The sequence below is a fragment of the Streptomyces pallidus (ex Mingjun et al. 2026) genome (genome assembly GCF_051550185.1).
In the GTDB taxonomy this organism is placed as follows: Bacteria; Actinomycetota; Actinomycetes; order Streptomycetales; family Streptomycetaceae; genus Streptomyces.
This window is the reverse complement of record NZ_CP196181.1, coordinates 4,040,381-4,064,141: the sequence shown is the minus strand read 5'-3', so window position 1 is coordinate 4,064,141 and position 23,761 is coordinate 4,040,381. Positions and strand designations below refer to the sequence as shown.

Below are 23,761 nucleotides of genomic sequence, written 5' to 3'. Positions count from 1 at the left end.
GTGTTGCTCACTCCGGGATCCGTGAGGGGGGGCACCTCGCGATCGCCGAACTTTCCCGTACGCACGCGAGGTGACACTCCATGACGTCCAACTTCCAGGTGGACCTGCGCGGTCTGGTCGACCTGCTCTCCCACCACCTCTATTCCAGCCCGCGCGTCTACGTCCGCGAGCTGATGCAGAACGCGGTGGACGCGGTCACCGCCCGCCACGCGCTCGACCCGGAGGCGGAGATCCGCATCCGCCTGTCGGCATCCGCGGACCGGGTCACCATCGAGGACAGCGGCATCGGCCTGACCGCCGCCGAGGCCCACTCCCTCCTCGCCACCATCGGCCGCAGCTCCAAGCGCGGCGGCGAGCACGGCCTGGAGACCACCCGCCGCGAGTTCCTCGGCCAGTTCGGCATCGGCCTGCTCGCCTGCTTCGTCGTCGCCCGTGAGATCCGCGTCATCACCCGCTCCGCACGCGACCCGCAGGCCGCACCCGTCGAGTGGCTGGCCACGGACGACGGCTCGTACACCGTCCGCGAACTCCCCCACGACGCCCGCCCGGAGCCCGGCACCACCGTCGTCCTCCAGGCCCGGCCGGGTGCCGAGGAGTGGATGGTCCCCACCAAGGTGGAGCAGCTGGCCCGCGACTACGGCTCCCTCCTGCCGTACGACATCACCTTCGACGACGGCCGGGGCGGCGACCCGCGGCCCGTCACCGACCGGCCCGCCGTCTGGGACCGCGCCTTCCCCACCCCGGCCGCCCGCCGCGTCGCGCTCGCCGGGCACTGCGCCCAGCTCTTCGGCTTCACCCCGCTCGACACCATCGACCTGGACCTGCCCGTCGCCGGGGTCCGCGGCGTCGCGTACGTCCTGCCCGAACCGACCAGCCCCGCCCACCGGGCCGGACACCGCGTCCACCTCAAGGGCATGCTGCTCACCGACCGGGCCGACAACCTGCTGCCGGACTGGGCGTTCTTCGTGCGCGCCGTCCTGGACACCGACACCCTGCGGCCCACGGCCTCCCGCGAGAACCTCTACGACGACGAGACCCTGTCCGCCGTACGGGAGGCGCTCGGTGCCCGTATCCGTACATGGCTGGCCGAGCTCGCCGCCAGCGAACCGGACCGGCTGGCGGCGTTCCTGAACGTCCACCACCTCGGGGTGAAGTCCCTGGCCCGGCACGACGCCGACCTGCTCGGCCTGATGCTGCCCTGGTTGCCGTTCGAGACCAGCGACGGCTCGATGAGCCTGCAGGAGTTCGCGGCCGCCCACACCGAGATCCACTTCACCCGCACCGTCGAGGAGTTCCGCCAGATCGCCCCGATCGCGGCGGCCCACGGACTCGGTGTCATCAACGCCGGCTACACGTACGACGCCGACCTGCTCGCCCTGCTGCCCACGGTACGGCCGGACCTGAAGGTCACCGAGCTGGATGCCGGCGCCGTCACGGAACGGCTCGACCCGGTCCCGACCGCCGCCGAGCTCGCCCTCGCGTCCTTCCTGTCCACCGCCCGCACCCGCCTGCAGCCGCAGGGCTGCGACGTGGTGCTGCGAGCCTTCCAGCCCGTCTCCGTCCCGGCGCTCTACCTCGACGACCGGCAGGCCCGCCAGGAGCGCGACCGGACCGCCGCCCTGGACAGCGCCGACTCCCTGTGGACGGGCATCCTCGGCGCCCTGCGCGGCTCCGCGCCGCGCGCCCGCCTGGTGCTCAACCACCACAACCCGCTCATCCGCCGGATCGCGGCCCTGTCCGACGAGGCGCTGGCGGGGACCGCCGTCGAGTCGCTGTACGGGCAGGCGCTGCTGATGTCCCAGCGGCCGCTACGCCCGGCCGACTCCACCCTGCTCAACCGGGCCTTCCTCGGGCTCCTGGAATGGGCGACCCACTCCGCCGATGCCCAGGAGGGCCAGCAGTGACCATGACGCACGAGGAGGTCCGGCGGGGCCTGGCGGAGAACCGCAGCGCCCCGAACGGGACCGCCCGCAACGCCCACGCCGAGGCCCTGGTGGGCGCGGCCGAAGCCCTCGGCGATGCCGCCCTGTTCCGCGACGCACTGGACAACCTGGTCCACGCCTACCTGTGGAGCTCCGAGTCCTCCAAGATGCTGGTGCCCTTCGCCCGGCTGCTCCAGGAGTACGACAAGGACCCCGGCTCCTTCGCCAAGTGGGACGCCCACTCCCTGTTCTGGCAGTTCAAGTGGGTGGCCACGGCCATCTCCGACTCCCCGGAGATCCCGCTCGAATCGGCCTGGGGCTGGGTCGCGGAGATGGAGCGCCGCTATCGGGTCGCCGGCTACAGCGAGCGGCCCGTGCGCGAGGCCGAGATGTGGCTCGCCCACTGCGCCGGGGACGACGAGCGGGCGGACCGGGCCCACCGGGCCTGGCTGGCGGCGGACCGCGACAGCATGAGCGACTGCCACGCCTGCGAGCTCAACAGCCAGGGCAGCTACGCCGCCCTGCGCGGCGACGACGCACAGGCGCTGGAGCACTGGCGGCCCGTACTGGACGGCGAGCGGACCTGCGCCGAGGAGCCCCACCGGGTACTGGCCACGTCGCTGCTGCCCCTGCTGCGCCTCGGCCGTCTCAACGAGGCCCGCTCCCACCACCTGCGCGGCTACCGCATGGCCCGGGGCAACGAGAGCCTGCTGCCGTCGATCGCCAAGCACATCGAGTTCTGCGCGCTGAGCGGCAACGAGTCCCGCGGGCTGGAGATCCTCGCCGAGCACGCCGCCCACCTGGGTCCGCTCGCCAACGCCGACGACCAGCTGGCCTTCCACGGCGGCATCCTCGTCCTGCTGCGCCGGCTGCAGGAGCTCGGGCACGGCAACAGCCCGGCCGCCGCCTACGAAGGCGTCCCTCGCACGGTCTCCGAGCTGTACGAGGTGATGTACGCGGGCTCGCTCGCCATCGCCCACCGCTTCGACGCCCGCAACGGCACGACCCGGGTCTCGGACCGCTTCCTCGCCCGGATCGGAGCGCAGCCGCTCGTCGGCGTGCTGCCGCTGGGCGTGCGCAGCGCACCGCTCCCCCAGACCGCGGGCGCCCCGACCACGGCGGCGGCACCCGCGCCGGCGGCGGCTGCGGCCGCGGCCGCGGTCACCGCCGGCGCAGCCGCGGTCACCGCCGGGGCCGCCTTCGCCGAGCTGGTGGAGCGGGCCCGGCAGGCTCGCGACCAGGGGCATCCGGCCGCGGACGGGCTGTGGGCGGAGGTGGCCGTACGGATGGACGCCCTCCCGGAGGAAGACGTGGATCCGCTGGTCGCCGCCGACGTGGCGGACAGCCGGGCGCTGGCAGCCGCACGCGCCGGTGCCCCGGAGGCGGGGGAGCTGCTGCTGACGGTCCGCGACCGCTACCGGTACCTCGGACAGGCGCAGCGGGCCGCGCTGGCGGAGCTGCGGCTGGCGAGCGTGGCCGGCCAGGACGGGGCCGAGCCCGACCGGGTACGGGAACTGCTGGCAGCGGCGGCGCGGGCGGCCGAGGCGCTGGATCCGGACGAGCCGCTGCGCGCCCGCCGGATCGCCACGGCGGAACTGGCCGCGATCCGCATCGAGCCGCACCTGCGCGCGCGGGACACCGGCCACGAGCACGCCCACGCGCCCCTGCACGGCCGCGATGCGGAGCACGACAACGACCCGGAGCACGACCACGGGCAGCGGGAGCTGACCGCCTTCGCCGAAGCGCACGCGCAGACGCTGCCGGATCTGGCCGCCGACGCCGAGGAAGCGCTCGGCCGGATCGCCCTGTCCCAGGGCGACCCCCAGCGTGCCGCGGCGCTGCTGGCCTCCGCCGCGCGGCACGCCGCAGAAGCGGGCCGGCCGTGGCAGGCCGTGGACCCGCTGGTGCTGCGGGCCGGGCTGCTGATGTCGCTCGGGCAGCCCGAGGAGGCCGAGGAGGCGGCCCGCTCCGCGGTGGAGTCCGCCCTGGAGATCATCGACGCCGAGACGCAGGGGACCGTACGACTCACCCTTGCGGACATCCTGATGGGGCGGGCCGAGGCGGCGGCCGAAGCGGCCGAGCACGCACTGACGGCGGCGCACTGGTTCGACCAGGCCGGACTGTCCTCTTTCAACGGGGCACAGGCACGGCTCCTCCTGGCCCGGGCGTACGCGCGGGACGACCGCTTCGCCGATGCGGCGGAGGTTCTGCAGTCCGCGTTGCCCGACCTGCTGGAGCACGGTGATCTCCAGGCCGTGTCCGCACGGCAGTTCCTGGGCGACCTGCTGCGGCAGCTGAACGAGCCGCGGGCCGCGGCGGAGCAGTTCCTGCTGGCGGCGGAGGCGGCCAAGGACTGGAACGGCCCGCAGCCGCAGGCGGACCTGGCGCACTCGGCTGCGGACCAGCTCTCTGCGGCGCAGCTGCCCGAGGAGGCGATCGCCGCGTACGAACGGGCCCTGGAGCTGTACCGGGCGAACGGTGGCGCGCCGGTCGCAGAGGTACGGATCCTTCGCTCCCTGGCCTGGCTGGCCCTGCGCGACGGGGCAGCGCGGGCGAGCGTGGCGCGGGCGCGGTTCCTGATGGACGAGGCGGTCGGGGTGCTGATGACCGCCTCCGACCCGGGGAACCCGCCGCTGCGGGCCGAACTCGCCCAGACCTGGCACCAGCTGGCGCAGGTGCTCGACCGGCAGGTGACCACCACCGAGCAGCTCGACGAGGAGTACGGGGAGGACGCGCGGCCCGCCGAGCAGCTGGACGCCGCGGAGCTCCGGGCGCTGCGTCTGGAGGAGGTCGACCTGTGCGAGCGGGCCGCCGCCGTCTACGCGGAGCTGGGACCGGACCACCTGGACGAACGCCTGCAGTGCGTGCAGTACGCCGCCTGGACCGAGCAGGAGCTGGGGCGCGACGAGGCGGGGGCGGCCCGGATGTCGGCCCTGGTCGACGAGCTTCGGGCGCTGCCGCAGGACACGGCGAAGGCCCTGCTGGAGCGTGCCGAGTACACGCTCCAGCGGCTGTCCTCCTGAGTCGGGATGCCGAGCCGGTGCCCCCGTCTTGGCGGGGGCACCGGCTCGTGTCCCACCGGCTCGTGTCCGCTGCGGGGGGCTCGGCGGCCGCTCCGTTGGCCGGCCGGTCAGGAGGCCAGCTGGGCCAGCCCCTCGGTGGCGATCTTCTCGAAGACGCCCTGGTCGGCGGCGAAGTCCGAGTCCGGGATCGGCGCGTGGATCACGAGCTCGGTGAATCCGAGCTCCTGGTGGCGCCCCGCGAAATCGACGAAGGCGTCCACGGACTCCAGCAGGGTGTTGCGCTCCGGGGTGAACCCGGTCAGCAGCACCTTCTCCATCGGCTCGATGTCGCGGCCGATCTCCACGAATGCCTTCTCCAGCCGGGTCAGCTGTCCGCGCAGCGCCTCCAGCGACTGCTCGGGGGTGCCGGCCTCGTACAGCTTCGGGTCTCCCGTGGTCACCCACGCCTGACCGTGTGCCGCCGCGAGCTTCAGTCCGCGCGGTCCGGTCGCCGCGACCGCGAACGGCAGGCGGGGCCGCTGGACACAGCCGGGGATGTTACGGACCTCGTCCGCGGAGTAGAACGTGCCGCGCGCGCTCACCGCGGGCTCGGTCAGCAACCGGTCCAGCAGCGGAACGAACTCGGCAAAGCGGTCGGCACGCTCTCGCGGGGTCCAGGGGTCCTGCCCGAGGGCGGTCGCATCGAATCCGTTGCCGCCCGCCCCGATACCGAGGGTGATGCGCCCACCGGAGATGTCATCCAGCGTCATGAGCTCCTTGGCGAGGGTCACCGGGTGCCGGAAGTTCGGCGAGGTGACGAGGGTGCCCAGACGCATGCGCTCGGTGGCCGCGGCCGCCGCCGTCAGAGTCGGAATCGCGCCAAACCACGGGAGGTCCCGGAAGGACCGCCAGGACAGGTGGTCATAGCTGTATGCGGTGTGGAAACCCAGCTCCTCGGCCCGTATCCACTGGTCGCGGCCGCCCTCGCGCCACGGTCGTACCGGGAGAATCACAGTGCTCAGACGCAAACTCATGCGTTCGAGACTACGACGCCGCCCATGTTTCACGTGAAACACAGCTGCCCGATGTTTCACGTGAAACATCGCCATCGGGGTCCCGGGCCAACGGGGCCCGGGTCCTCCAGGGCAGACCCATGGGTGAAGATGGAGCGGTGACCTCGGCTCCCCAGCGCCCGGACGGGCAGACACCCACTCCCCGGCTCATCGCCACCGATCTCGACGGCACCCTGCTGCGCGACGACAAATCCGTCTCGCCGCGCACGGTGGCCGCGCTCGCCGCCGCCGAAGCGGCCGGGATCGAGGTCTTCTTCGTCACGGGCCGTCCGGCCCGCTGGATGGACGTGGTCAGCGATCACGTGCACGGACACGGCCTGGCGATCTGCGCGAACGGCGCCGCGGTCGTCGACCTCCACGCCGGACGGGAGTTCGTCCAGGTGCGGGCACTGCCCCGGGCTACCGCGCTGACGGTCGTCGAGACCCTGCGGGCCGCCGCCCCCGGCACCTCCTTCGCCGTGGAGACGACCGCGGGCATCAATTACGAACCCCTGTACCCGCCCTTCTTCCAGGACCCGGGCGCCCAGGTCGCCACCGCGGAGAAGCTGCTGAGCGTCGAGGCGGACGACACCTCCGCCCCGGTGCTGAAGCTGCTCGCGCACCACGGCGAGCTGACCCCCGACGAGTTCCTGGCGCTCGCCCGCTCCGCGGCCGGGCACCACGCCTCGATCACCCGTTCCAGCCCGACCGCCCTCCTGGAGATCAGCGAGCTGGGCGTCTCGAAGGCCAGCACCCTGGCGCTGTGCTGCGCGGAGCGCGGCATCTCCCCGTCGGAGGTGGTCGCATTCGGCGACATGCCCAATGACGTGGAGATGCTGAGCTGGGCGGGCACCTCGTACGCCATGGGCAATGCGCATCCGGATGTGATCACAGCCGCCTCCGGCCGTACCGTCGCCAACAACGAGGACGGGGTCGCCGTCATCATCGAGCGGATGCTGGCCCGCCTCGGCGGACGGCAGCAGCAGCTGTAGGCGACGGCAGTACAGCGGGCGGCGGCGCGCGGCGGCCCCGGGCGTCGGCACCAGCCACAGGGCGTCAGAGCGGGGCTTCCCACACCAGGGTCGTCCCGCCGCCGTGCTCGCCGATCCCCGGTCCGTACGAGCTGGATCCGCCCAGCGATTCGGCCCGTCGGCGCAGGTTGCGCAGCCCACTGCGGCGCCCGTTCTCGCTGATGCCGATCCCGTCATCGGCTACCTCCAGCCGCACCGCGGGCCGCCCGTCGGACAGGGTGACCGTGGCATCGACCACGACCTCGATCCGGGTCGCCGCCGCGTGCCGGAACGCATTCGACAGGGCCTCGCGGAGCGCGGCGATCAGGTTCTTTCCCACCAGCTCGCCGATGGCCGCGTCGAGAGGGCCGAGGAAGCGGTGCGCGGGCTTGAAACCAAGCGGTACGGCCGCCATGTTGATCTCCCGCAGGACCCGGGTCCGCAGCCCCGAGGGCGCCTCCGCCGGACCTTGCTGGAGCGCGAAGATCGCGGTGCGGATCTCCTGGATGGTCACGTCCAGCTCGTCCACGGCTTTCCCGACGCCCTCACGTACCTCGGGGACGTCAGACCGCCGCTGAGCGCTCTCCAGCATCATCCCGGTGGCGAACAGCCGCTGGATCACCAGGTCGTGCAGGTCCCGGGCGATCCGGTCGCGGTCTTCGAACACCGCGAGCCGCTCCCGGTCGCGTTGCGCCTCGGCCATCATCAGGGCGAGCGCGGCCTGGGAGGCGAACTGGGTGGCGAGGGTCCGCTCGGCATCGCTGAACGGCCTCTTGCCGCGGTCGCGCGGGGTGACGAGGGCGCCCAGCACCCGTCCGCCGCTGTGCAGGGGCAGCATCATGCAGGGTCCGAACCCGCTGGTCAGCGGGCCGGCCGTGCGCGGGTCGGCCGCGGCGTCGTCCACGAAGACCGGCTCTCCGCGCAGCAGCCGGGCCACGACCGGGCTTTCGGCCGGCACGACCACACCGAGCGAGGTGGCCGGGGTGTCGGCGGAGACGGCGACGATCTCCATTCCGCCGTCCTCGGTCGGCAGCGTCACGATCCCGGCGGAGGAGTCGGCGAGGCGGCGGGCCTGTTCGGCCACTACGGAGAGGGCGTCGTCCGCGTCGCCGCCCGACAGCAGGGCCGTGGTGACGGCCACCGAGCCGTCGATCCACCGCTCCCGCTGGGTAGCGGCCTCGTACAGCCGGGCGTTGCCGATGGCGATGCCCGCCTCGGTGGCCAGCACCCGGACCATGTGGACGTCGTAGTCGCTGAACTCGCCGCCGCCGTTCTTCTCGGCGAGGTACAGGTTGCCGAAGATCTCTCCCTGCACGCGGATCGGGACCCCGAGGAAGGTCTTCATCGGTGGGTGGTGCGGCGGGAAGCCCGCCGAGCGGGGGTCCTGCGTGAGATCGGCGAGCCGTACGGTCCCGGCATGCGAGATCAGCGCTCCGAGCAGGCCCCGCTTGCCGTTCGGGCGGTGCCCGATCCGCTCCGCCACCTCGGCGTCGATCCCGAAGGTGACGAAGTCCGACAGGCCGCGGCAGGCGGTGTCCACGACGCCGATCGCCGCGTACCGGGCGTCCGCGAGCTCGGCGGCGGTCTCGCAGATGCGGTCGAGGGTGGAGTGCAGTTCGAGGCCGGTGCCGACCGATCGCATGGCCTCCAGCAGCTGCGGCACGCGTGCGGTGAGCTCGGTGGACAGCCCGTGCAGACTTCGGGTGGCCAGAGTGGCGGCCTCCAGCGGGTCCGGAACCCGGGGGGCCGGGTCCGGCGCTTCCGGCGACTGCTGCAGCGACATGCAGGTGAGCCTAGTTAGTCCGTTTTAACGGGGAAAGTCGGCCAGTACGCCGTCGGCTGCCGTCTCCCGCTCCAGCATGCGGCGCAGCGGGCCCTCGACGACGGCCAGCTCGTCGAAGGCGCCGCGCTGGACGACGCCTCCGCCGTCCAGGACGAGGACCTCGTCGACCGCTTCCAACCCGGCCAGCCGGTGCGTGATCAGCACGGTGGTGCGGCCCTCGGTCGCGGCCAGCAGGTCCGCGGTCAGGGCGTCGGCCGTCGCGAGGTCCAGGTGCTCGGCGGGCTCGTCCAGGACGAGGACGGGGAAGTCGGCGAGCAGGGCGCGGGCCAGGGCCAGGCGCTGGCGCTGGCCGCCGGATATCCGCGCGCCGTGTTCGCCGACCAGGGTGTCGAGGCCGTCCGGCAGCCCGTCGGCCCACTCCAGCAGCCGGGCCGCGGCCAGGGCCGTCCGCAGTTCCTCCTCGCTCGCCGCGGGACGGGCCAGCCTCAGGTTCTCCCGGACCGAGCTGTCGAAGATGTGGGCGTCCTGGGCGCACAGGCCGACGACCCGGCGGACCTCGTCCCCGTCCAGCCTGCGGGCCTCGGTCCCGCCCAGGGTGTACGAGCCCGCGCCCGGGTCCAGGAAGCGGAGCAGGACCTGCGCCAGGGTCGACTTGCCGGCGCCGGAGACCCCGACGACGGCGATCCGCCGCCCGGCCTCCAGCGTCAGGTCGAGGCCGTGCAGGGCGTCGCCCTCCTGGCCGGGGTGCCGGGCGGCGATACCCGACAGGCGCAGCGGGAACGGCGAGGCGGGCACCGGCGCGGGCCGCGCCGACTCGGCCACCGGGGCCGGGGCGTCGATGACCTCGTAGACCCGCTCGGCACTGCGCCGCACCCGCTGCCGGAACTGCACGGCCTGCGGCAGTCCGGTGACCGCTTCGAAGGCGGCCAGCGGGGTCAGGACGGCCGCGGCCATGGCCACCCCGGACAGCCGCCCGTCCTGCACCGCGTCGGCGGCGACGGCCGCGGCGCCCGCCACGGTCAGCCCGCACACGAGAGCCGACAGCCCGCTGCCGAGCCCGGTGGCGGCGGCGCCGCGCGCGGCGATGGCGGTCAGGATCCGGTCGCTCTCGCGCACGGCGTCCTTGCGCCGTCCGAGCGCGCCGGCGACGGTCAGCTCCGCGGTCCCGGTCAGCAGGTCGGCCGTACGGGTGGCGAGTTCCCCTCGGGCGGGTGCCAGCCGGCGCTCCGCGCGGCGGGAGCACGCCCCGCTCACCAGCGGCACCCCGACCCCGGCAGCCAGCAGTCCGACGGCGAGAACGGCCCCGGCTTCGGGCAGCAGCCACGCGGTGAACGCGACCGACCCGCCGCCCACGAGGGTGGCGGTGCCCACCGGCAGCAGCCAGCGCAGCCAGTAGTCCTGCAGGGCGTCGGCGTCCGCCACCAGTCGGGCCAGCAGGTCACCGCGCCGCTGTGCGGGCAGCCCGGCGGGAGCGATGCGCTCCAGCCGCCGGAAGACGGACACCCGCAGGTCGGACAGCATCCGCAGGACGGCGTCGTGCGAGACCAGCCGCTCCGCGTACCGGAAGACGGCCCGTCCGATGCCGAACGTGCGGGTGGCCGTGACCGCCACCATCAGGTACAGCACGGGCGGCTGCTGGGAGGCCCGCGAGATGAGCCATCCGGAGACGGCCATCAGCCCGACGCTGCATCCGACGGCCAGCGCCCCCAGCAGCAGTCCGAGCCGGAACCGGCCCTGCCAGGCCTTGGCCACGTCCCTGACCCGGCGCAGCGGGTCCCGCCCGGCTGAGTCGCCCCAGCCGGCCCCGGCCAGCGGGGCCTGCGGGGCGGTGTCCTCGGACCCGTGGTTCCGCGGCCCCGGCACCCGTTCCTCGGACGAACGCCCCTCGGACGACCGGTCCCCCGGCACCCGATCCTCCAGCAGGGGGTGCGACATGGCCGCGGGCACACCCGTCGGTCCGGCGCCGAGCACCAGCACCCGGTCCGCGAGGGCGAGGAGCGCCGGCCGGTGGACAACCAGCAGGACGGTCCGCCCCACCGCGAGGCGGCGTACGGCCTCGACCACCGCTGCTTCGGTCTCCCCGTCCAGCGCCGCCGTCGGCTCGTCCAGCAGCAGCACCGGGCGGTCCGCCAGGAAGGCCCGCGCCAGCGCGATCCGCTGGCGCTGTCCGGCGGACAGGCCGGCGCCGCCCTCACCCAGCACCGTTTCGATGCCGTGCGGCAGTGCGGCCACGAAGTCCCCCGCCCCGGCGTCCTCCAAGGCCGCCGCAACGGCCTCGTCGGAGGCGTCCGGCCGGGCCAGACGCACGTTCTCGGCGAGGGTCCCCGCGAACAGGTGCGGCCGCTGCGGCACCCAGGCGATCCGCTCCCGCCACTGCTCCGGCGCGAGCCCGGCCAGGTCCGCGCCGCCGATCCGCACCCGGCCCGCGGTCGGCGCCGTGAACCCCAGCAGCACGTGGAGCAGCGTGGACTTGCCGGCCCCGCTGGGGCCGGTGAGGGCCACGCACTCGCCGGGCCCCACCGTGAAGGAGACCGGCCCGGGCGAGTCCTCGCCCCGCCCGGGATGCCGTACGGCCACCCCGTCGACCTCGATCCGCAGCCCGGCAGGTCCCGCCCCGGGCACGCCGACGCCGGCAGCCCCGGTGGCGCGGGCGTCGGGCCCGCCCACCGGGGTCGGCGTCCGGAGGACCTCGAAGACCTCCTCCGCCGCCGCCAGCCCCTCCGCGGCCGCGTGGTACTGGGCACCGACCTGCCGCAGCGGCAGGTACGCCTCGGGCGCCAGGATCAGTACGACCAGGCCGGTGTAGAGGTCCAGTTCTCCGTGGACCAGTCGCATGCCGATGGTCACGGCGACCAGCGCCACCGACAACGTCGCCAGCAGTTCCAGCGCGAAGGACGACAGGAACGCGATGCGCAGGGTGCGCATCGTCGCCCGCCGGTAGTCCTCGGTGATCCTGCGGATGGACTCCGCCTGCGCCTTGGCACGGCCGAAGACCTTCAGCGTCGGCAGGCCCGCCACGACGTCGAGGAAGTGCCCCGACAGCCGCGACAGCAGCCGCCATTGGCGGTCCATCCGCGCCTGGGTGACCATGCCGATCAGCACCATGAACAGGGGGATGAGCGGCAGGGTGACCACGATGATGGCCGCCGACACCCAGTCCTCGGTGACGATCCGGGCGAGGACGGCGACCGGCACGGCCACCGCGAGCCCCAACTGGGGCAGATAGCGCGCGAAGTATTCGTCGAGGGCGTCCACGCCCCGGGTGGCCAACGCCACCAGCGACCCCGTTCGCTGCCCGCTCAGCCAGCCCGGCCCGAGACCGGTGGCGCGGTCCAGCAGCCGGGCACGCAGCTCCGACTTGACCGACGCGGCCGCCCGGTGGGCGGCGAGTTCGGTGAGCCAGGCGAGGAGGCCGCGGCCCACCGCCACGGCCGCCAAGAACAGCAGCGGTGTGCGCAGCTGCCCACCGTCCAGGCCCTTCTCGAAGGCACCGACCACGATCTCGGCGATGAGCATCGCCTGACCGATGACCAGCCCCGCCCCGGCACATCCGAGGGCCACCACCGCCGCCAGGAAGAGGCGGGTGGAGCGGGCGTACCGAAGCAGGCGCGGGTCGATCGGTTTCACGTGAAACATCTCCCAGACAGGGTCAGGGCGCGTCGGCGGACAGGGTCAGTGCGCGTCGGCGATGTGCTGCGTGCCGATCCGCTTGCGGAACACCCAGTACGTCCAACCCTGGTAGAGCAGGACGACCGGGGTGGCCACGGCAGCACACCAGGTCATGATCTTCAGGGTGTACGGGCTGGACGAGGCGTTGGTGACCGTGAGGCTCCAGGCCTCGTTCAGCGAGGACGGCATGACGTTCGGGAACAGCGTCAGGAACAGCATCGCGACGGCCCCCGCGATGGTGATCCCGGACAGGGCGAACGACCAGCCCTCCCGGCCCGCCAGGTTGCAGCCGAGGGCTCCGGCCAGCGCCACCACCGCCACGATCAGCGCGACCAGGCTCCGCCCGTCCCCGTGCGAGAGCTGGGTCCAGCCCAGGAAGACGAGGGCCAGCACCGCGGTGACCAGGCCCAGCCGGGTGGCCAGCGCCCGTGCACGGTCGCGGATCTCACCCACCGTCTTGAGCGCGGCGAACACCGCGCCGTGGAAGGTGAACAGGGTGAGGGTGACGAGGCCGCCGAGGACGGCATAGACGTTGAGCAGGTCGAGGAGGGTTCCGACGTACTCCTTGTCCTGGTCGATCTTCACGCCCCGGGCGATGTTGGCGAACGCCACGCCCCACAGGAAGGCGGGGATCAACGAGGTCCAGAAGATCGCGTGTTCCCAGTTGGTCTGCCAGCGGTCCTCGTCCCGCTTGTGCCGGTACTCGAAGGCGACGCCGCGGACGATCAGGCACACCAGGATGACCAGCAGAGGCAGGTAGAAGCCGGAGAACAGGGTGGCGTACCAGTCGGGGAAGGCGGCGAAGGTCGCACCGCCCGCGGTGAGCAGCCAGACCTCGTTGCCGTCCCAGACGGGCCCGATCGTGTTGATCAGGACCCGCTTCTCCTTGCGGTTGCGGGCGAGCAGCTTGGTCAGGACGCCGACCCCGAAGTCGAAGCCCTCGAGGAAGAAGTAGCCGGTCCACAGGAGGGCGATGAGCACGAACCAGACGTCGTGGAGTTGCATGGTGGGGTCCCCTCAGCCTCAGTACGAGAAGGCCATCGGCCGGTCGGAGGAGTCGTGGCCGCCGATCTTGGTCGGCGGGTTGAGGTCGGCTTCGGTGAGCTCGGGCGGGCCGGCCTTGACGTACTTGACCAGCAACCTGACCTCGATCACGGCGAGGACGGCGTACAGGGCGGTGAAGACCAGCATCGAGGTGAGTACCTCGGCCTGCGAAACCCCCGGGGAGACCGCGTCCCTGGTCCTCAGGACTCCGTAGACGACCCAGGGCTGGCGGCCCATCTCGGTGAAGATCCAGCCCCAGGAGTTGGCGATCAGCGGGAAGCCGAGCGTCCAGATCGCGGCCAGCCAGTACAGCCGGGTCAGTCGCGGGCTGAGGGGCTTGGCGAACAGGACCAGGTGCGGCCGTTCGTCGTCACCGGTCCGCAGGGCCGGCGGGAGCAGGAACTTCCTACGGGTCAGCCACAGGCCGGCGGCGCCGATGGCGACCGAGGCCATGCCGAAGCCGATCATCCAGCGGAAGCCCCAGTAGGCGACGGGGATGTTGGGCCGGTAGTCGCCTGGCCCGTACTTCTCCTGCTCGGACTTGTTGACGTCGTTGATGCCGGGCACGAACGAGTCGAAGTTGTTGTCGGCCAGGAAGGACAGCAGGCCGGGCACCTCGATCGCGACCTTGTTGTGGCCCTTGTCGACGTCGCCGTAGGCGAAGACGGAGAACGGGGCGCTCTCCTCGCCGTCCCACAGGGCCTCGGCGGCGGCCATCTTCATCGGCTGCTGCTTGAACATGACCTTGGCGAGCGTGTCGCCGCTGATCGCGACGAGCGCACCGCCGATGACGACGGCGACCAGGCCGAGCCGCAGCGAGGTACGCATCACCGGGATGTGCTTCTTTCGCAGCAGGTGGTAGGCGGCGATGCCCACCATGAAGGCGCCACCCGTCAGCAGGGCCGCGGTCAGGGTGTGGAAGACCTGCGCCAGAGTGGTGTTCTGGGTCAGGACGAGCCAGAAGTCGGTCAGCTCGGCGCGGCCGGTTTCCTTGTTGATGCGGTAGCCCACCGGGTGCTGCATCCAGGAGTTCGCAGCGAGGATGAAGTACGCGGAGAGCACGGTGCCGAGCGACACCATCCAGATGCAGGCGAGGTGGATCTTCTTCGGGAGCTTGTCCCAGCCGAAGATCCACAGGCCGATGAAGGTGGACTCGAAGAAGAAGGCTATGAGCGCTTCGAAGGCCAGCGGGGCGCCGAAGACGTCGCCGACGAACCGCGAGTAGTCGGACCAGTTCATACCGAACTGGAACTCCTGGACGATGCCGGTGACGACACCCATCGCGATGTTGATCAGGAAGAGCTTGCCCCAGAACTTCGTGGCCTTGAGGTACTTCTCCTTCTCGGTGCGCACCCATGCGGTCTGCAAGATCGCGACCAGGGCGGCGAGGGAGATCGTGAGGGGGACGAAGAGGAAGTGGTAGACGGTCGTGATGCCGAACTGCCAGCGCGCCAGTGTTTCCGGCGCCAAAGCTAGGTCCACGTCGTCATCTCCTTCGGGTCGCCGTGGTCATGGCCGAAGTCACCCCTCCGCATTCCCCCCATTCGGGAAGGAAACGGACGAGCTTGTGAACGCGTTCACATTCACAAGCATTATGTCGTACCGCTTCCGACGACTTCCAGCCGGGGTCCCCTAGCGAATATCTTCAACAAAATGTTGAATGCAGCTCATGAAGATCCACATCTCGTGGCCTGGGGAGAGGAGGTCTACTTCGACACCGGCGTCGCCGCGGCCCTGGAACACGACGCCCGACAGGTCGTCGAACCGGGCACCGTCGCGTTCTGGACCGAGGGCGACGCCCTCGCGCTCCCCTACGGCCCGACGCCCATCTCGCGCGGGGGCGAGAGCCGCCTGGCGAGCCCGTGCAACGTCCTCGGCTCCCTCGACGGCGACGCCCGCCTGCTGGCCACCGTCCGGGACGGCGACCCGATCCGGGTGGAGCGGGCATAGCGCTCGCGCGAGCGCCACACCCCCTCACAGCACTACATCTCCTTGAGGAAGGCTTCCGCCGTGTGCAGGAAGATGTCGTTCGCCTCGCACTCACCGATCGTGATCCGCAGGCCCTCGCCCGGGAAGGGCCGGACCACCACGCCGGCCTTCTCGCAGGCCGCGGCGAACTCCAGGGTCCGCTCGCCCAGCCGCATCCACACGAAGTTGGCCTGCGTCTCCGGCACGACCGTCCAGCCCTGACCGAGCAGCCCCTCGTGGACCCGGGTCCGCTCGGCGACCAGCGAACCGACCCGACCCATCAGCTCGTCCTCGGCCTGCAGCGAGGCGACCGCCGCGTCCTGGGCCAGCTGGCTCACACCGAACGGCACCGCCGTCTTGCGCAGCGCCGCGGCCACCGGCTCGTGTGCCACTGCAAAGCCGATGCGCAGGCCGGCCAGGCCGTACGCCTTGGAGAAGGTGCGCAGCACGCAGACGTTCGGACGGTTGCGGTAGAGCTCGATGCCGTCCGGTACCTCGGGGTCGCGGACGAACTCGCGGTACGCCTCGTCGAGGACCACGAGGATGTCCGAGGGCACCCGGTCCAGGAAGCGCTCCAGCTCCGCCCGGCGCACGGCGGTGCCGGTCGGGTTGTTGGGGTTGCAGACGAAGATCAGACGGGTCCGCTCGGTGATCGCGTCGTACATCGCCTCGAGGTCGTGCACGTCCCCGGGGGCCAGCGGGACCGGCACGGACTTCGCACCCGAAATCTGCGTGATGATCGGGTAGGCCTCGAAGGAGCGCCAGGCGTAGATCACCTCGTCGCCGTGGCCGGCGGTCGACTGGACCAGCTGCTGGGCGACGCCCACCGAGCCGGTGCCGGTGGCGATGTGGTCGGCCGGGATCCCGAACCGCTCCGCGAGCTCGTTCACCAGCCGGGTGCAGGCCAGGTCCGGGTAGCGGTTGAACTGGCCGGCCGCCGCCACCGCGGTCTCCAGCACGCCGGGCAGCGGCGGGTACGGGTTCTCGTTCGAGGACAGCTTGTACGCGACGGGACCGCCCGCGGCGGCGGGCTTGCCCGGCTTGTAGACGGGGATGCCGTCCAGCTCGGCGCGCAGCTTAGGGGTCATCTCGCTCACCGCAGGTCCTCCTAGACCATCCCGTCGGACGTCGCCGTCGACTCAATACTGCTCACCTTAAGAGGATTCCGCTCCGGCGAAAATGGCGGCGCCAGGATTGCGGGGGAGCGCACGCATATATGCGTGCGCCGGTGGCCTGCGCCGTGGCGCGCATCCCTCGTACAGGTGAGTTGGGAACGCCCCAGGACCGCGCCGTTTTGGCATGCTCGGACCCGACAGCAACGGGCCCATTCACCGCGAACTCTCAAATGCCTTTATTTTCAAGGCTATTGGGGGTGTCGACCATGCAGAAACGTGCCTGTCAACGCGTGCATATGCATCCGGACCGCCTTACCCACCGAGCCCTACTATCGGCTCGCCATGACAGCAGCAGGGAAGCATCAGGTGAGCCGGACCGAGACCACCCGGCGGGCCGCCGGCCGGCAGGGCCGGGCCGGCATCAGGGACGTGGCCGCCGCGGCGGGCGTCTCGATCACGACAGTCTCCGACGCGCTCAATGGCAAGGGGCGACTGCCCGATGCCACCCGCCGCCACGTCCGCGAGGTCGCCGACCGGCTGGGGTACCGCCCCTCCGCCGCGGCCCGCACCCTCCGTACGGGCAAATCGGGCCTCATCGGCCTGACCGTCACCACGTACGGGGATGAACCTTTCACCTTCACCGAGTTCGCGTACTTCGCCGAGATGGCCAGAGCCGCCACCTCGGCCGCGCTCGCCCGTGGCTACGCCCTCGTCATCCTGCCGGCCACCTCCCGGCACGACGTGTGGTCCAACGTCGCCCTCGACGGCACCGTCGTGATCGACCCCTCGGACCACGACCCCGTCGTCACCGAGCTGGTCCGCCAGGGCCTTCCGGTGGTCTCCGACGGGCGCCCCGCCGGCTCCCTCCCCGTCACCGCCTGGGTCGACAACGACCACGAGGCGGCCGTGCTCAACCTGCTGGACCACCTCGCCGCCGCCGGAGCCCGCCGTATCGGGCTGCTGACCGGGACGACCACCGACACGTACACCCACCTGTCCACCACCGCCTACCTCAACTGGTGCAAGCGCGTCGGACAGGACCCGGTCTACGAGTCCTACCCCGCCCACGACCCGTGCGCCGGGGCGGTCGCCGCAGACCGCCTGCTCGCCCGGCCCGACCGGCCGGACGCCGTCTACGGGCTGTTCGACCCGAACGGCACCGACCTGCTCGCCGCGGCCCGCCGCTACGGCCTGCGCGTTCCCGAGGACCTGTTGCTCGTCTGCTGCAGCGAGTCCACCGTGTACGCCAACACCGAGCCGCCGATCACCACGCTCTCCCTCAAGCCGCGCCGCATCGGCACCGCCGTCGTGCAGTTGCTCATCGACGCCATCGAGGGCGTGGACGCCGGGCGCACCGTCGAACAGGTCGTCCCGACCGAGCTGATCGTCCGTACGTCCTCGCAGCGCAGGAGGCCCCGGACGACGATCAGCCCTCCCCGGTCTCCGGCCCAGGACTGACCGCTGCACCGTCGTTCCGGCGGGGTCGATGCCCCCGCCGGAGAGTTCGACATCGCTGATTTCGGGATAAAGCGGCAGGAACGATCGGTTCCGCACAGGATTCACCACCCCTGGTGCGTCACACAGCGCGAGCTGCATTCCTATGATGGGCGCACGACATCACGGATCCTCCGACCCGGAGGGCGGGCGGATCCGCAGGTGTACGGCAGCGCGACGGTGGTGGAGGGGTCGATGACTCAGGGGGCCGGTCAGGGACCCGCGATGCGGACGGAGACGCTGCGGGACTTCCGGGTGCCGGTCACCGAGCCCCATCCGTACGGCGTGCCCGCGCGACTTCCCGAAGAGGCCCCGGTCTACGGCGAGTACCCCGCGTACTACGGCGAGCCCGCGCCCGCGCCGGGAGCGGTCCCGCCGCCTCCCGGTCCGGTGCCGCCCGCGCCCGCGCCGGTGCCACCGGCCCCGCCCGCGCCGCCGGTGCCGCACGTGCCCCCGCAGCCCCCCGTGGGGATGCCGCCCGCGGAGGGCGGCATGGACGACTACACCCCCACCCAGCGCGATCTCCCGGTCATCGGTCGCAGCGGTCTCGGCGGCCCCGGCGACACCGTCCAGGTGCACTATGTTCCCCAGCAGGCGCCGAGCGGCCCCGGCCCGCTCTACGTCGTCGGCGACGTGCACGGATACCTCGACGAGCTCGTCGCCGAGCTCCAGGCACAGGGCATCATCGACGCCGACCAGCGCTGGTCGGCGGGGAACGCCCGCATCTGGTTCCTCGGCGACTTCACCGACCGCGGGCCCGACGGCATCGGCGTGATCGACCTCGTCATGCGGCTGTCCGCCGAGGCCGCCGCGGCGGGCGGCTACTGCAAGGCACTCATGGGCAACCACGAGCTGCTGCTCATCGGCGCCAAGCGGTTCGGCGACACGCCGGTCCAGTCGGGCGCCGGCACGGCCACCTTCCAGGCCGCCTGGCTGCTCAACGGCGGCCAGCGCACCGACATGGAGCGGCTGGAGGACGTCCACCTGCAGTGGATGTCACGCCTGGACGCGGCCGTGCTGGTGGACGGGCACCTGCTGCTGCACTCCGACACCACCGCCTACCTCGATTACGGCGACTCCATCGAGGACGTCAACGACACCATCCACGAGCTGCTCAACCGCAACGACGCAGACATCACCTGGGACCTGTTCCGCAAGTTCACCAAGCGGTTCGCCTTCCGCGACGAGGAGACCGGCCCACAGGCCGTACGCGAGCTCCTCGACACCTACGGCGGCGGCCGGGTCGTACACGGCCACAGCCCCATCCCGTACCTGCTGGGCGAGGTGGGCACCGAGGACGGCGACGGCGCCGGCGGCCCGGAGGTCGTCGACGGCCCCCACGTGTACGCGGACGGCCTCGCCATCGCGATGGACGGCGGCGTGACGATGGCCGGCAAGCTCCTGGTCGTACAACTCCCTCTGAATGACTGAGGCTTGTCAGGAAGGGCGTATTTCGGGAAAGCCCCTGTCACGGCGTGGCATGGGCCCTCTACCATCGCTCTATCCGTAGCAGGCTCTCCTCCGCTTGTGCCGGCGCCCGGGTCTACGCGGGCAAACCGGCCCGCACGGAGCATCGGGGGATGCACATGAACAGCGCTCCGCACCTGCTGACCGAAGACCGGCCGGAGTTCGACCGGCTCCTCGACGAGGCGCTGCGCACCGCACACGAGCGGCCCGGACTCGACGGGCTGGGGGAACGGCTCACCGCCGAACAACTGCGCATCATGGCCGTCGGGGCCAGCGCGCTGCTGGCGGCTGCTGCCGCGGCCGAGTACGACCACTACGTGAAGGTGCGCGGCGCGCAGCGCGAGGAGATCCGCTCCACCCCGCAGGCGGACTACCGGGAGAACGGCCGGAAGGGGAGCGACGGGGCGGGCATCACCGCCATGGTCGCAGTCCTCGCCCCGGTCCTGGCGGCCACCGCCATGGTGATCTTCCTGCTGGTCGGCTACGCCCTGAAGGCGGTCGATCCCGAACCGGACTTCGCCGAGACGATGCTGACGGCCGGTTGGCTCTTCGGCGCCCTGACCGCGGTCACCCTGTTCGGCGCGGTGGTCGCGCTGCTGGTGACGGCCGTACGCAACCGGGCGACCGAGGTGGTGGCCGGGGACGGGGCCGACGCCGCACCCGACGAGGTCACCCTGGCGCGCGAGGCCTGGCGGAACGCCCTGCTGGAGCGGGGCATCCTGCCGTTCCTGCGAGAGGCCCTGACGGATCCGGCCGCCGAGCCGGTGCCTCCCGCCCTCCGCACGCCGAAAGCCGGGCGCATCCCCAACCTGGGATACACCCGGCCCGACTTCACCAGCCCCGGATCCCCCTCACAGGAGACCCGGCCCGGCTACACGCCGCCGGACTTCTCAAGCCCGGACTTCGGCGGCCCCGACAGGGCGCCGGAATAGTTACTGCAGGCTGTTACGGGCGCCTCCATGGGCGAGGTCGCCCTTCCACTGGATGCCCTTGCTGCGAAGCCCGATGTTCGGGTTCGGCCCGGGCAGCTGTAGCGTCCAGGCCTCGTCCCAGATGAAGTCAGTGCCCTCCACGTCACCGTGTGTCTGGTATACCTGACCATCCGTGGTCAGTACCTTGATGTACGCGTCATTGCCCTGAGCCTCGATGGAGATGGCGCAGGCCCGATTGACGGGGAAGTTCGGGTTGTCGTCGGCGTCGCTGATGTTCTGCCATGCCGGCACGCCGCCGAGTGCGGCTCCGCGGCCCGCGTACGCGACCCCGCCCACGAGCGCGGCGTGGAAGTCCTCTTCGGCCGAGGGGGCGTAGCTGTCGATGTCGACGCACAACGACGGGCCCGTGGCACCGGTGGCTCCCGTCGGACCGGTCAGGCCGGTGGCACCGGTGGCTCCCGTCGCACCGGTCAGGCCGGGGGCGCCCGTCGGACCGGTCGGGCCCGTCTTCCCCCTCGGGCCGGTGGGTCCCGTCTTCCCCTTCGGGCCCCTCGGACCCGTCGGCCCCCTCTCGCCCCTGCACTTGTCGTCGCCCGTCGGCTGCGCCGCCTTCTTCGCCACGGTCGAACAGTGGTCGCCGCTGTCCGGAACCACCACGGACCCGCCGGGCTGCGGCGCTCCGACGGCCGCGGGGGCCGCCATGCTGGCCAGGACCAGCGCCACGGAGGCGAACGTGCCTCCGACCAGCCAGCCCGTCCGGCGGGGCAGCGGCCCCAGGGGTGATCGGGGCCTGTCCTCAGAACTCATATACCACTCCTCGTGCGCACGGGATCGAATGTTTCCTCGAAGCCCGCACCTTCGCGCAGACTCCGCGAGCAGCCATCCTGAAGAGCAGTTCCCTCCGCGTCGGCTCGGCTCGCCAGCCAGTCAGACGAACGGACCAGCACGCAGGGCCACATGGCCCTGCGCACGCCAGCCGCGCGGGGCCGCAGACCGGCGTGCCGCACGCGGCCCGAGCGGCTCCGTCCCTAGGGTCGGCGGCCGTGAAGCCGACCATTTGCCTCTGCATGATCGTGAAGAACGAGTCCGCCGTCATCGAGCGCTGCCTGGACTCGGTACGGGACCTCATCGACACCTGGGTCATCTCCGACACCGGATCCACCGACGGCACCCAGCAACTGATCCGCAACGCCCTGCGGGGCATCCCGGGCGAACTCCACGAGGAGCCCTGGAAGGACTTCGGGCACAACCGCAGCCTCAACATCGCGCACGCCCGCGGCAAGGCCGACTACCTGCTCCTCCTCGACGCCGACCTCGTCCTGCGCCGTAGCGGCCCGCTGCCGCCGCTCACCGCGCAGTCGTACATGCTGCGGCACGAGGGGGAGACCGAATACCGGATCAAGCGTCTGGTCCGCGGTGACCTCCCCTGGCGGTACGAGGGCGTCACGCACGAGTACCTGACCTGCGACCGCCCCGACGAATACGACCAACGCCCTGGCATGCAGGAGAACCTCGACGCACTCGTCATCGAGGACTACGCCGACGGCGGCTCCCGGCACGACAAGTTCGAACGCGACGCGCGCCTGCTCAGCGCCGAACTCGAACGGGACCCCGCGAACCACCGGACGGTCTTCTACCTCGCGCAGACCATGCGGGATATGGGGAACACCGCGGAAGCAATCCGGCTCTACGAGCGCCGCGCGGCCATGGGCGGCTGGGAGGAGGAGGTCTACTACGCGCTCCTCCAAGCCGGTGTCCTGAACGCGGATGCGGGCGACTGGCCTGCCGCGATGGACGCACTCACGCGCGCCTGGGAGTTCCGGCCCGCGCGCCTGGAGGCCTGCTACGAACTCGCCTCACGGCTGCGGCTGCTGGGCCGGTACCACGCCGCGCACGCAATCACCCTGGCCGTCCTGGACCGGCCGGCCCCGGCGGACATCCTCTTCGTCCACCCGTGGGTCTACCGGTGGGGGCTGCTCTTCGAGCACTCCATCACCGCCTACTGGGTGGGGGACATGAACGCCTCGCTGCGCGCCTGCGACCGGCTGCTGGCACTGCCCGACCTCCCCGAGAACTACCGGCGTCAGACCGAGACCAACCGCGGCTACGCCTTGGACCGCGGCGGCTCATCCATCCCGGTTTCACGTGAAACATCGCCCGCTGCGGCGGTGTGACTCCCCAGACCTGGCCGGGGGTGTCGCCCCCGTCTGGGGGCGTCACCCGGCGGCGCGGTCCCCCAGCGGGCGGCGACGCAGCGCGGCATCCGCCAGTGCCTGCGGTCGCCAGACCCCGTCCGGGTGGTAGAGGTTCGTCCCGGGAGGCACGATCTCGTCGATGCGGTCGAGCGCGGCGTCGTCGAGCACCAGCGAGGCGCCCCCGACCAGCGATTCCAGCTGCTCCATGGTCCGCGGACCGATGATCGCGGACGTGACGGCCGGGTGCGCGAGCGGGAAGGCGACGGCCAGCTCGGGCAGGGTGCAACCAATGCCGTCGGCGAGCTCGACTAGCTTCTCCACGGCCTCGAGCTTGGCGAGGTTGCCGGGGATCGCCGGGTCGAAGCGCGCCGGAGTGAGTGCGGCCCGTCCCGAGGTCAGGTCGACGGACCCGCCGAGGCGGTACCTGCCGCTCAGGAACCCGGAGGCGAGCGGGCTCCACGTGAGCACGCCCATCCCGTACCGCTGGGCCACCGGCAGGACGTCGGCCTCGATGCCCCGCGCGAGGACCGAGTAGGGCGGCTGCTCCGTCCGGAACCTCGGCAGCGCGCGCCGCTCGGCGGCGTGCTGCGCCTCGACGAGCTCCTCAGCGGGGAACGTCGAACAGCCGAAGGCCCTGATCTTCCCGGCCCGCACCAGATCACCGAGGACCGACAGGGTCTCCTCGACGTCGGTCGTGGGGTCCGGTCGGTGCACCTGGTAGAGGTCGATCCACTCGGTGTCCAGCCTGCGCAGGCTGTCCTCGACGGCGCGCACGATCCAGCGGCGCGAGTTCCCGCTGCGGTTGCGGCCCTCGCCCATCTGGAAGTGGACCTTCGTCGCGAGCACGACGTCGTCGCGACGGCCGCGGAGGGCCTTGCCCACGATCTCCTCGGACTCGCCGGCCGAGTACATGTCCGCGGTATCGATGAAGTTGATGCCCCGGTCGAGAGCGGCATGGATGATCCGCACACATGCGTCGTGGTCCGGGTTCCCCACCGCCCCGAACATCATGGTCCCGAGGCAGTGTGCACTGACCTCCATGCCGGTGCGGCCCAGACTGCGGTATCTCATGGTCATGGGGCGGCACTGTAGGAGTTGGAGTGCACTC

The 23,761-nt window shown here is 71.9% G+C and carries 15 protein-coding genes and 1 pseudogene; 8 read left to right on the top strand and 8 right to left on the bottom strand.

Translation table 11 applies throughout. From position 1 onward, the window contains the following. Nucleotides 1-80 precede the first annotated feature (80 nt). Together ACSHWO_RS17835 and ACSHWO_RS17830 are read left to right on the top strand one after the other, a co-directional pair. A complete protein-coding gene (locus ACSHWO_RS17835) occupies nt 81-1,904 on the top strand; it encodes an HSP90 family protein (protein ID WP_438313051.1) in 1,824 nt (607 codons plus the stop codon). Continuing rightward, nucleotides 1,901-4,945, top strand: coding sequence for a tetratricopeptide repeat protein (locus ACSHWO_RS17830; RefSeq protein ID WP_438313049.1), 3,045 nt, complete (start codon nt 1,901-1,903; stop codon nt 4,943-4,945). Before ACSHWO_RS17835 ends, ACSHWO_RS17830 begins: the two co-directional genes overlap by 4 nt. A 107-nt stretch (nt 4,946-5,052) precedes the next feature. Here the strand turns inward: ACSHWO_RS17830 and ACSHWO_RS17825 are convergent, their stop codons facing one another. Further along, nucleotides 5,053-5,958, bottom strand: a complete 906-nt coding sequence (locus ACSHWO_RS17825; protein WP_438313047.1) for an LLM class flavin-dependent oxidoreductase — start codon at nt 5,956-5,958, stop codon at nt 5,053-5,055. Between the two features lie 119 nt (nt 5,959-6,077). Between ACSHWO_RS17825 and ACSHWO_RS17820 the strand changes: the two genes are divergently transcribed. Next, a complete protein-coding gene (locus ACSHWO_RS17820) occupies nt 6,078-6,968 on the top strand; it encodes a Cof-type HAD-IIB family hydrolase (protein WP_385829375.1) in 891 nt (296 codons plus the stop codon). 64 nt (nt 6,969-7,032) lie between these two features. On the opposite strand, the gene ACSHWO_RS17815 is transcribed toward ACSHWO_RS17820, so the two are convergent. From ACSHWO_RS17815 to ACSHWO_RS17800, 4 genes are read right to left on the bottom strand one after another with little or no spacing between them, the layout of a single operon-like run. Next, the gene (locus ACSHWO_RS17815; RefSeq protein ID WP_438313045.1) at nt 7,033-8,769 is read right to left on the bottom strand and encodes a GAF domain-containing sensor histidine kinase; all 1,737 of its coding nucleotides are present in this window, start codon (nt 8,767-8,769) and stop codon (nt 7,033-7,035) included. 24 nt (nt 8,770-8,793) lie between these two features. Next, a complete protein-coding gene (cydD, locus tag ACSHWO_RS17810) occupies nt 8,794-12,396 on the bottom strand; it encodes a thiol reductant ABC exporter subunit CydD (RefSeq protein WP_438313043.1) in 3,603 nt (1,200 codons plus the stop codon). A gap of 45 nt (nt 12,397-12,441) precedes the next feature. Beyond that, the gene (gene cydB, locus ACSHWO_RS17805) at nt 12,442-13,443 is read right to left on the bottom strand and encodes a cytochrome d ubiquinol oxidase subunit II (RefSeq protein WP_438313041.1); all 1,002 of its coding nucleotides are present in this window, start codon (nt 13,441-13,443) and stop codon (nt 12,442-12,444) included. Nucleotides 13,444-13,461: 18 nt separating this feature from the next. Continuing rightward, a complete protein-coding gene (locus ACSHWO_RS17800; RefSeq protein WP_438313039.1) occupies nt 13,462-14,964 on the bottom strand; it encodes a cytochrome ubiquinol oxidase subunit I in 1,503 nt (500 codons plus the stop codon). Between the two features lie 210 nt (nt 14,965-15,174). On the opposite strand from ACSHWO_RS17800, the pseudogene ACSHWO_RS17795 reads away from it, so the two are divergent. Beyond that, nucleotides 15,175-15,432, top strand: a pseudogene (locus ACSHWO_RS17795) (cyclophilin-like family protein); the annotation flags it as partial. A gap of 32 nt (nt 15,433-15,464) precedes the next feature. Here ACSHWO_RS17795 and hisC read toward each other — a convergent pair. Beyond that, complete coding sequence (hisC, locus tag ACSHWO_RS17790; RefSeq protein ID WP_361093204.1) at nt 15,465-16,547, bottom strand: histidinol-phosphate transaminase; 1,083 nt, start codon at nt 16,545-16,547, stop codon at nt 15,465-15,467. Between the two features lie 360 nt (nt 16,548-16,907). Between hisC and ACSHWO_RS17785 the strand changes: the two genes are divergently transcribed. The 3 genes from ACSHWO_RS17785 (at nt 16,908) to ACSHWO_RS17775 (ending at nt 20,458) form a co-directional block, all read left to right on the top strand. Further along, entirely contained in the window at nt 16,908-18,023 is a 1,116-nt protein-coding gene (locus ACSHWO_RS17785) for a LacI family DNA-binding transcriptional regulator (RefSeq protein ID WP_361093202.1), read from the top strand. A 231-nt stretch (nt 18,024-18,254) separates the two neighbouring features. Beyond that, nucleotides 18,255-19,490, top strand: coding sequence for a metallophosphoesterase (locus ACSHWO_RS17780; protein WP_361093199.1), 1,236 nt, complete (start codon nt 18,255-18,257; stop codon nt 19,488-19,490). A gap of 149 nt (nt 19,491-19,639) precedes the next feature. Further along, on the top strand, nt 19,640-20,458 hold the full coding sequence (locus ACSHWO_RS17775) for a hypothetical protein (RefSeq protein ID WP_438313036.1): 819 nt from the start codon (nt 19,640-19,642) through the stop codon (nt 20,456-20,458). On the opposite strand, the gene ACSHWO_RS17770 is transcribed toward ACSHWO_RS17775, so the two are convergent. Then, complete coding sequence (locus ACSHWO_RS17770; RefSeq protein ID WP_438313034.1) at nt 20,459-21,265, bottom strand: hypothetical protein; 807 nt, start codon at nt 21,263-21,265, stop codon at nt 20,459-20,461. It lies immediately after the preceding gene. Nucleotides 21,266-21,501: 236 nt separating this feature from the next. On the opposite strand from ACSHWO_RS17770, the gene ACSHWO_RS17765 reads away from it, so the two are divergent. Further along, on the top strand, nt 21,502-22,632 hold the full coding sequence (locus tag ACSHWO_RS17765; protein ID WP_438313032.1) for a glycosyltransferase: 1,131 nt from the start codon (nt 21,502-21,504) through the stop codon (nt 22,630-22,632). Nucleotides 22,633-22,674: 42 nt separating this feature from the next. Here ACSHWO_RS17765 and ACSHWO_RS17760 read toward each other — a convergent pair whose 3' ends face one another. After that, the gene (locus ACSHWO_RS17760; protein ID WP_438319137.1) at nt 22,675-23,724 is read right to left on the bottom strand and encodes an aldo/keto reductase; all 1,050 of its coding nucleotides are present in this window, start codon (nt 23,722-23,724) and stop codon (nt 22,675-22,677) included. Nucleotides 23,725-23,761: the final 37 nt, after the last annotated feature.